At 64.6% G+C, this 8,495-nt stretch carries 8 protein-coding genes; 3 read left to right on the forward strand and 5 right to left on the reverse strand.

Annotated elements, in window-relative coordinates:
- The coding region (locus tag MOV75_RS18665; RefSeq protein WP_247006348.1) for a YbfB/YjiJ family MFS transporter at nucleotides 1-365 on the reverse strand (365 nt) is incomplete at its 3' end.
- Nucleotides 366-623: 258 nt separating this feature from the next.
- Between MOV75_RS18665 and leuB the strand changes: the two genes are divergently transcribed.
- On the forward strand, nucleotides 624-1,736 hold the full coding sequence (leuB, locus tag MOV75_RS18670) for a 3-isopropylmalate dehydrogenase (RefSeq protein ID WP_246919903.1): 1,113 nt from the start codon (nucleotides 624-626) through the stop codon (nucleotides 1,734-1,736).
- A 271-nt stretch (nucleotides 1,737-2,007) separates the two neighbouring features.
- Here leuB and MOV75_RS18675 read toward each other — a convergent pair whose 3' ends face one another.
- Entirely contained in the window at nucleotides 2,008-2,397 is a 390-nt protein-coding gene (locus tag MOV75_RS18675; protein ID WP_246919902.1) for a hypothetical protein, read from the reverse strand.
- A 156-nt stretch (nucleotides 2,398-2,553) separates the two neighbouring features.
- Nucleotides 2,554-3,342 carry a hypothetical protein gene (locus MOV75_RS18680; RefSeq protein ID WP_246919900.1) on the reverse strand — a complete coding sequence of 263 codons (789 nt, stop codon included), beginning with the start codon at nucleotides 3,340-3,342 and terminating at the stop codon, nucleotides 2,554-2,556.
- Nucleotides 3,343-3,458: 116 nt separating this feature from the next.
- Between MOV75_RS18680 and MOV75_RS18685 the strand changes: the two genes are divergently transcribed.
- On the forward strand, nucleotides 3,459-4,493 hold the full coding sequence (locus MOV75_RS18685; RefSeq protein ID WP_246919899.1) for an aspartate-semialdehyde dehydrogenase: 1,035 nt from the start codon (nucleotides 3,459-3,461) through the stop codon (nucleotides 4,491-4,493).
- A 67-nt stretch (nucleotides 4,494-4,560) separates the two neighbouring features.
- Here MOV75_RS18685 and MOV75_RS18690 read toward each other — a convergent pair whose 3' ends face one another.
- A complete protein-coding gene (locus MOV75_RS18690; protein ID WP_246919898.1) occupies nucleotides 4,561-5,199 on the reverse strand; it encodes a carbonic anhydrase in 639 nt (212 codons plus the stop codon).
- Between the two features lie 111 nt (nucleotides 5,200-5,310).
- On the opposite strand from MOV75_RS18690, the gene MOV75_RS18695 reads away from it, so the two are divergent.
- Nucleotides 5,311-6,192 carry a CoA ester lyase gene (locus tag MOV75_RS18695; RefSeq protein ID WP_246919897.1) on the forward strand — a complete coding sequence of 294 codons (882 nt, stop codon included), beginning with the start codon at nucleotides 5,311-5,313 and terminating at the stop codon, nucleotides 6,190-6,192.
- Between the two features lie 27 nt (nucleotides 6,193-6,219).
- Here MOV75_RS18695 and MOV75_RS18700 read toward each other — a convergent pair.
- Nucleotides 6,220-8,495, reverse strand: a 2,276-nt coding sequence (locus tag MOV75_RS18700) for a WD40 repeat domain-containing protein (protein ID WP_247006349.1), incomplete at its 5' end; no start/stop codon positions are given.

An 8,495-nucleotide genomic window follows, 5' to 3' on the forward strand; every position in this document is an offset into this window, starting at 1 on the left:
AAGCCGGCTGCGGCGCCGAGACCCAGGACCAGGCGTGCCAGGCTCAGCGCAACGAAATTCCCCGTCAGCGCGCAGGTGGCGAGTGCGGCGACGCAGGCCAAAGTTCCCAAGCGGATTGCCGCCGCCCAGCCGACGCGCTGGATCAGGCGGGATGCCACAAGCGCGCCCACCAGATAGCCGACGGCGTTGATAGTGTTCATGAAACCCGCGGCCGAGTAGGACCAGCCGAGATCCTCCCGCATGTCCGGCAGCACCAGCGCATAAGCAAAGCGGCCGATTCCCAGCCCCACCGTCGCCGCCAGCGACAGGGTCAGGATCAGCCGCGCAGGATGTGCGTCGGGCGGGGGGCGATCAGGGGCGTGCAAGGGATACTCCGGCAGCCTGCACTGTGGCAGGACCCGCTCGCCTTGCACAGCCGCGCGGCGGCAATGGTGTCTTGCCAAGCGCGCAACGCCGCTCTAGCACTCCGGCCGACCTGTCATTCCGGGGCGCGCTCCTGGCGCGAACTATGATGCGCAATTGCGCATCTGAGAATCCATACTCCCGATGGTGGTTATGGATTCCGGGCTCGCTCGCTTTGCTCGCGCCCCGGAATGACGAGGGTAGACAAGAAGGATCCGACCATGGCGACCCACAAACTGCTGCTGCTTCCCGGCGACGGTATCGGCCCGGAGGTGATGGGCGAGGTGAAGCGGCTGATCGACTGGCTCAATTCGGCCGGGATCGCCAAGTTCGAGACGGATAGCGGCCTCGTCGGCGGCTCCGCCTATGACGCGCACAAGGTGTCGATCTCCGAGGGCGACATGGCCAAGGCGCTGGCCGCCGACGCCATCATCTTCGGCGCGGTCGGCGGCCCGAAGTGGGATGCCGTTCCTTACGAGGTGCGCCCGGAAGCCGGCCTGCTGCGCCTGCGCAAGGATCTCGCCTTGTTCGCGAACCTGCGTCCCGCGGTGTGCTACCCGGCGCTGGCCGAGGCCTCGAGCCTGAAGCGCGAGGCGGTCGAGGGCCTCGACATCATGATCGTGCGCGAGCTCACCGGCGGCGTCTATTTCGGCGAGCCCAAGACCATCACCGATCTCGGCAACGGCCAGAAGCGTGCCGTCGATACCCAGGTCTACGACACCTATGAGATCGAGCGCATCGGCCGCGTCGCCTTCGAGCTTGCCAGGAAGCGCAAGAACAAGGTGACGTCGATGGAGAAGCGCAACGTCATGAAGTCGGGCGTGCTCTGGAACGAGGTCATGACTCAGGTCCACAAGCGCGAATATCCCGATGTCACGCTCGAACATCAGCTTGCCGATTCCGGCGGCATGATGCTGGTGAAATGGCCGAAGCAGTTCGACGTCATCGTCACCGACAATCTGTTCGGCGACATGCTGTCCGACATCGCGGCGATGCTGACGGGATCGCTCGGCATGCTGCCGTCGGCCTCGCTCGGCGAGGTCGACGTCAAGAGCAAGAAGCGCAAGGCGCTGTATGAGCCCGTGCACGGGTCGGCGCCTGATATCGCAGGCCAAGGCCTCGCCAATCCCATCGCGATGATCTCGTCCTTCGGCATGGCGCTGCGTTATTCCTTCGACATGGGCGCTCTGGCCGACAAGGTCGACGCCGCGATCGCCGCTGTGCTCGCCAGCGGCCTGCGCACCGCCGACATCAAGTCTGAGGGCACTACCGCCGTCTCGACCACGCAGATGGGCGAGGCGATCCTGAAGGAATTGCAGAAGCTGCACGCGTAAGGCTTGCACCGCTCAGTGGGCTCCGATCCGATCGAACGGCGACCCAGCTCGGGCGGCCACCCGGGCTGGGCCATTCATTCCTCACGGAACGGCTCAATATAATCGATCGCCCTAATACAAGGGTGGGCAAAGGCGCTCTTGCGCCGTGCCCACGATCTCTCTCAGTCGCAAAAAATGGGTGGGCACGCTTCGCTGTGCCCACCCTACAGCACCTCCCGAAACGAGAAAGGCCGGGCGTGAGCCCGGCCATTTTGATTCGCTACTGAGCTGCTCAGTACAGCGGGAAATTCTGCGGATAGCCGCCGACATCCTGCGGCGGCGAGAGCGGCTGGCGGTCGATCGGGCGGTTGAGATTCTCGCGGGCGAAGGACGGGTAGCCTACGGCCGGCGGGAAAGCGTAATCAGAGAACTTGCGGTCGCCCGGATTGACCTCGGTGCCGCCGTCGAGCCAGGAGCGCTTGCTGACATAGATGCGGGTGCGGCCCTGCTGGTACACGGAGTTGGGACCGCTGGGACCGTAATAGTGCCGGCCGCGCTCGTCATAGCGCTTGGTCTTGTTGTCGGCCGAGGCCGGCGTCGCCAAACCGATGACAGAGGACATGGCAATCACGGCGCCCGCTGCAAACAAGGTCGCCAATTTGGCAGAGAATTTCGAGCTCATCACGTCCCCTTCAAGCGGCGCACCGCCAGTCGATTTCATCCCATACTAGCCCGGCCGGGGTGAGCGCAACTAGGTCTATTGGGTCACACCAGCTCGGAATAATCGTGCGCGCCGGCAAAAGTTGCATCAATACCAGCCACTTGAGCCTGATGCGGCCTACAGCGCCCCGCGCAATTGAGCGTTCGCGACGCCCAGCAGCCAGTCCGGTGAGCCCGCGAGGTCGCAAGCACGGCGCTTCAGCTCGGCATGGGCGAACAGGTCCGCCAGCTTCGGCTCGTTGCCGGAGGTCAGCAGCGTCAACCGGTTGAGCGTACAGGCGATGGCCGCGCGCTGGGCGGGCAGGGTGTCGCCCTGGCAGGAGAAGCCGGAGATTTGCAGCGCGGGCTCCTCGCTGCGCTTGAGGTAGCCGAGGCATACCCGTGCTCCCTCCGCTGCGGCGACCGGCCGGAACAGGGCGACGGGGCCGAATTTGGTCCCGATCAGCCCGGCTTGCTCGAGCGCGCTGGCCGCGCTCAGGCCCATCTGGGCGGCGAGGTCCGCGGTTGCCGGACGTGTGACGTCGAATTCGCCGCCTTCCCGGTAAATATCGAGCTCGGCCAGCACCTGGTCGGCGTCGCCGGTCCAGCGCATGACGTCCCTGCGGCCGCCTTCGGGATGCCTGAAGATAGTGTAAGAGGCTGTTTTTTCTGATGAATCGAGCCTGCTGAGGGCGAAGGCCGGACGTGAGCGGTCGGCCACACTCCAGCCCGGTCGCGGCGTCGGCTCATCGTCGCGGAGATCAGGCAGCTGGCCGAGCGCGGCAAGGCCGAGGATGCAAAGCAGGGCGAGCGCCCCCACATAAGCGAACAGGCGCGCCAGCGTGCCGACGACCTCGTCGGCGAAGGCTGCAAGCGCCAGATGGATCTGGGTGGGGCTAACGGCCGTGCTGGCCTCAGGCGACTGCATCCACGTCCCTAAGGCATGGTCCAACGTTGTCTTGAGGCCGGTTCTCGCATAGAAGCGCTGCTCTTCCTGTTTAAGCGTCAGCTTCGGGAACGGGCTTTTTCATCGGAGAGTGAACGATGGGTTACAAAGTCGCAGTCGTCGGCGCGACCGGCAATGTCGGACGGGAAATGCTCAACATTCTGGATGAGCGCAAATTCCCGGCGGACGAGGTCGTGGCCCTGGCGTCACGCCGCAGCGTCGGCGTCGAGGTCTCCTATGGCGACCGTACCCTGAAGTGCAAGGCGCTCGAGCATTACGACTTCTCCGACATCGACATCTGCCTGATGTCGGCGGGCGGCGAGGTGTCGAAGGAATGGTCGCCGAAGATCGGCGCCGCCGGCGCGGTCGTGATCGACAATTCCTCGGCCTGGCGCATGGACCCGGACGTGCCGCTGATCGTGCCGGAAGTGAACGCAGCTGCGACCGAAGGCTTCAAGAAGAAGAACATCATCGCCAACCCGAACTGCTCGACCGCGCAGCTCGTGGTCGCGCTCAAGCCGCTGCACGACAAGGCGATCATCAAGCGCGTCGTGGTCTCGACCTATCAATCGGTCTCGGGCGCCGGCAAGGACGGCATGGACGAGCTGTTCTCGCAGACCAAGGCCGTCTACACCAACCAGGAGCTGGTCAACAAAAAATTCCCGAAGCGCATCGCCTTCAACGTCATCCCCCACATCGACGTCTTCATGGAGGACGGCTACACCAAGGAAGAGTGGAAGATGATGGCGGAGACCAAGAAGATCCTTGATCCCAAGATCAAGCTCTCCGCCACCTGCGTGCGCGTGCCCGTCTTCGTCGGTCACTCCGAAGCCGTCAACATCGAGTTCGAGAATCCGATCAGCGCGGACGAAGCCCGCGACATCCTGCGCAAGGCGCCCGGCTGCCTCGTCATCGACAAGCAGGAGCCCGGCGGCTACGCCACGCCGTATGAAGCCGCCGGCGAGGACGCGACCTACATCAGCCGCATCCGCGAGGACGCGACGGTGGAGAATGGCCTCGTGCTGTGGTGCGTGTCCGACAACCTGCGCAAGGGCGCTGCGCTCAACGCGATCCAGATCGCGGAAGTGCTGATCAACCGCAAGCTGATCAGCGCGAAGAAGCAGGCGGCGTAAGACAGGCGAATAGGGAGTAGCGAATGGCGAATGGGGATTCCATTCGCTACTCGCCATTCGCTATTCGCTATTCGCGCGCGTTCCTGAATTCCTTCGCAACCTTGTCGAGCACGAACAGCGATCCCTCCGCGACGCCGAAATAGGCGCCGTGGGTCTGCATCTGGCCGCTCTCCACGGCCTTGCGCACGAACGGGAAGGTCATCAGGTTTTCGAGGCTGCGGAACACGGCGGCCTTCTCGATGCGCTCGACGAACTGCGCCATCGTTTCGTGGTCGCGCTGCTCGACCACTTCGCCCGGCTTGATGAACATCTGCATCCATTTGCCGATGAAGTCGCCGGGCGTGAGCGGCTCGATCTTGTCGACGAAGGCGCGGATGCCGCCGCATTGCGCGTGGCCGAGGACCACGATGTGCTTCACCTTCAACACCGTCACGGCATATTCGAGCGCGGCCGAGACGCCATGTGCGTTCTCGTCGGGCTGATAGGTCGGCACCAGATTGGCGATGTTGCGGACCACGAACAACTCGCCCGGACCGACGTCGAAAATCACTTCGGGTGAGACGCGGCTGTCGCAGCAACCGATCACCATCACCGGGGGCGACTGCCCCTTCACCGAGAGTTCGCGGTAGCGGTTCTGCTCGGTCGGCAGCCGCTGGGTGGCGAAGGCCCTGTAGCCTTCCAGCAAATGCTCTGGGAATACGATCATGGCCTATGCCTAAACATATACCGTCGGGGCGAACAAGCCTTTCGAATAGGCAGGCCAGGTGCTATCGCCTCCGGTCAAGAACCGCCTAGGGAAACCGGAAGGAACGCTTGCATGACCCGCCCGCGCCGCAGCCATCTGTTCATGCCCGGCTCCAATCCCCGCGCGCTGGAAAAGGCGCGCAATCTTGCCGCCGACGGCTTGATCCTCGATCTCGAGGATTCCGTCGCCCCCGACGCCAAGGCGGTCGCGCGCGATGGCATCGCCGCTGCGATCGCTGCCAAGGGTTTTGGCAGGCGCGAGATTTTGATCCGGACCAACGGCCTCGACACGCCGTGGTGGGCCGATGACGTCGCGATGGCCGCCAAGGCCTCACCGGACGGCATCCTGGTTCCAAAAGTTTCAAGCATCGAAGATCTCGACGCCATCGGCCGTCGCCTCGCCGAGCTTGGCGCGGCGCCGACCGTGAAGGTCTGGGCCATGATCGAAACCGCGCGCGCCGTGCTCCATGCCGAAGAGCTGGCGGCCGCCGGGCGCGATCCCACGACGCGCCTCTCCGGTTTCGTGTTCGGCCCGAACGACATCTCGCGCGAGACGCGCATCAAGATGCTGCCGGGCCGCGCCGCGATGATCCCGATGATCACCCATTGCATTCTGGCGACGCGCGCCCATGGCCTCGAAATTCTCGATGGCCCCTACAGCGACATCGCCAATTCCGATGGCTTTGCCACCGAATGCGCGCAGGGCCGCGACCTCGGCTTCGACGGCAAGACGCTGATCCATCCCTCGCAGATCGAGGCCTGCAACGCGATCTTCACGCCGCCCGAAGAAGACATCGCGCGTGCGCGAAAAATCATCGCGGCGTTCGAACTGCCGGAAAACGCCTCGCGCGGCGCGATCCGTCTCGACGGTGCGATGGTCGAGCGCCTGCACGCCGACATGGCGCGGCGCACGATCGCAATCGCGGACGCGATCGCGGCGATGGGCAAGGGCTGAAGTTCATCAAGCGCTCGCTGGTCCGCTTCAGCTCCGCGAATTGAGCCCGATCAGTTTCTTGAACCGTTCGGCGGCGGCATGGCCGAGATCGGTCCAGTACTCCGATGAAAGGGGTCCATGCCTGCGGCAGGGGTTCACGCCGGCGAGGCCGACGAGGATCGGGTCTATTGCATCGTGAGCTGTGAAGCTCTGCGCGCCGATGAGCTTTTGCGCGCAGACGGTGCCGACAAGGGCATCGCCGCGCAGCGTGGTCCCGAGGCTCACGTCCCACAGGCGGGCAGTCCCGTCCGAGGATGCAGTGAGCACGCGCTTGCCGTCGGGACTAAAGACGGCCGTGTTCAGGCCACGACCATGTCCGTCGATCCCACGAAGAGTTTGGCCGCTTCCGGCATCCCAGATCTGCGCGGTGTGGTCATTCGAGGCCGTGACGATGCGCAATCCGTCCGGGCTGAACGCGGCGCTCGAAACCAAGGCGGTGTGGCCGTTGAGCTCGTGCAGCATCTCGCCGGTTTCAACGTTCCATACCCGGGCAAGGCCACTGGACTCGGCGGTGACGAGGCGTTTGCCGTCCGGACTCAACGCCGTGCTCCACACCGACGTGCCGCCAGGGCTTGTGATGTCTCGCACCAGCGCTCCGGTCGCGGTGTCCCAGACGCGGGCGTGGTCTTTGGTTCGATCGGCGATGCGCCGACCATCGGCGCTGACGGCGGGAGAGCCATAGCTGCCATCGTTATTCTTCAGCTCACGCACCAGCGTGCCGCTGCGTGCGTCCCAGATCGCCGCGTGCTTGCTGAAGATGAGGACGACATGCGTGTTGGTGCCATCGGCCAAGAACCTCGCACCAAAGATGCCGCTGTCGTTGCGCAGTTCGCCTCGAGGCTCACCTGTCGCGGCATCCCAGATGCGGACCATATTCTCGGACAGCGTCAGGATGAGCGTATCGTCGGGACTGAAGGTTGCTTGGTCGACCTGGCTGTTGTGGGGCAGCTCACGGATCATCGTCCCACTGGCGACGTCCCAGATGCGGGCAGTCTTGTCGGCCGATGCCGTGATCACGCGCGAGCCGGTCGAGTCGAAGGCGGCAGCCATGACAGGGCCGTCATGATGGAGCGGCCGCGATCCCTCCGACACATCCCATATGCGCAGTGTGCGGTCGAGCGACCCGCTGACGATGCGACCGTCGCTGCCGAATGCGACGCTCGTGACGTCATCGGCATGTCCCCTGAGCTCGCGCAGCGACTCGCCGCTGGCAATATCCCACAATCGTACAGTCTTGTCCGCTGACGCCGTGACGAGGGTTGACCCGTCCGCGCTGAACGCAACAGCCTCGACCTCGGCATCATGGCGCGGGAATTCTCCGACGAGCTTGCCGGTGGCTGTCTCCCACACTCGCGCGACCCGATCGCCCGCGCCGGTGGCGACTTGCGTTCCGTCCGGACTGAATGCAACGGCACGAATGTAGTCCTTGTGGCCGGTCAGCTCGCGCAGCAACGTGCCGTTGTCGGTGTCCCAGATCTGGGCTGTTTCCATTCCAGTGATGATGGCGCGCGTGCCGTCGCTGCTGATCGCCGCATTCACGACGTAGCGAGCTTTACCCTTGAACTCTCCGACGACCTTGCCGCTGGCGAGGTCCCACATCTGAGCTTGTCCGAATCCCTTTACGACCAGGACCCGTGTCCCGTCGGCACCAAACGCCACGCCGGCGAGCGGGCGCGTGATGTGGTTGACGTTGGTGGCAATCTTGATCTCGCCCAATGGCGCGCCGCTGACGGCATCCCAGGAACGCACAACGCCAATAGTGGCACTCGATGATGTCGTGAGGACGCGCCTGCCGTCGGGGCTGAATGCGACGCGACCGACCCCACCTTCATGCTTGAGTGCGTGCAACAGCTCGCCGCTTCGCGCGTCCCACACCCGAGCCGTTCGATCCGACGAGCCGCTGACAATGCGCGTGCCGTCGGCACTGATGGCAACGCTGTTGACTGCATCCGTGTGTCCTGACAGCACACGTTGCAGTCTGCTGAGCTGTGCCGCGCCGGCGAGCTTCGCCTCGAGGCCCCCGACCTCGCGGGTCGACCAGCCCAGGGCCACCGGTGAACGTCCCGGTGGTGGCAGGCCCTCCACGGCGATCCGCATGGCCGTGTCGTACCTTTTCTCGGCAATGGCGCGATCTGCCGCGCTCGTCATTACCAATGTCTCGCGACGATCCGTCTCGCGCTGCTGCCACAGGACGTAGCCCGCGCCGGTGACGACGAGCAGTGCGATGCCGGCGAGCGCCCAGGCGCTTCGTCGCTGGAAACGCC

This window comes from Bradyrhizobium sp. PRIMUS42 (assembly GCF_023006515.1).
Lineage (GTDB): Bacteria > Pseudomonadota > Alphaproteobacteria > Rhizobiales > Xanthobacteraceae > Bradyrhizobium.

Bases quoted from the DNA above. Each gene is read 5' to 3' on its own strand.
- MOV75_RS18685 (WP_246919899.1), top strand. From the start codon at position 3,459: ATGGGTTACAAAGTCGCAGTCGTCGGCGCGACCGGCAATGTCGGACGG.
- MOV75_RS18680 (WP_246919900.1), bottom strand. From the start codon at position 3,342: ATGCAGTCGCCTGAGGCCAGCACGGCCGTTAGCCCCACCCAGATCCAT.
- MOV75_RS18690 (WP_246919898.1), bottom strand. From the start codon at position 5,199: ATGATCGTATTCCCAGAGCATTTGCTGGAAGGCTACAGGGCCTTCGCC.
- MOV75_RS18675 (WP_246919902.1), bottom strand. From the start codon at position 2,397: ATGAGCTCGAAATTCTCTGCCAAATTGGCGACCTTGTTTGCAGCGGGC.
- MOV75_RS18695 (WP_246919897.1), top strand. From the start codon at position 5,311: ATGACCCGCCCGCGCCGCAGCCATCTGTTCATGCCCGGCTCCAATCCC.
- leuB (WP_246919903.1), top strand. From the start codon at position 624: ATGGCGACCCACAAACTGCTGCTGCTTCCCGGCGACGGTATCGGCCCG.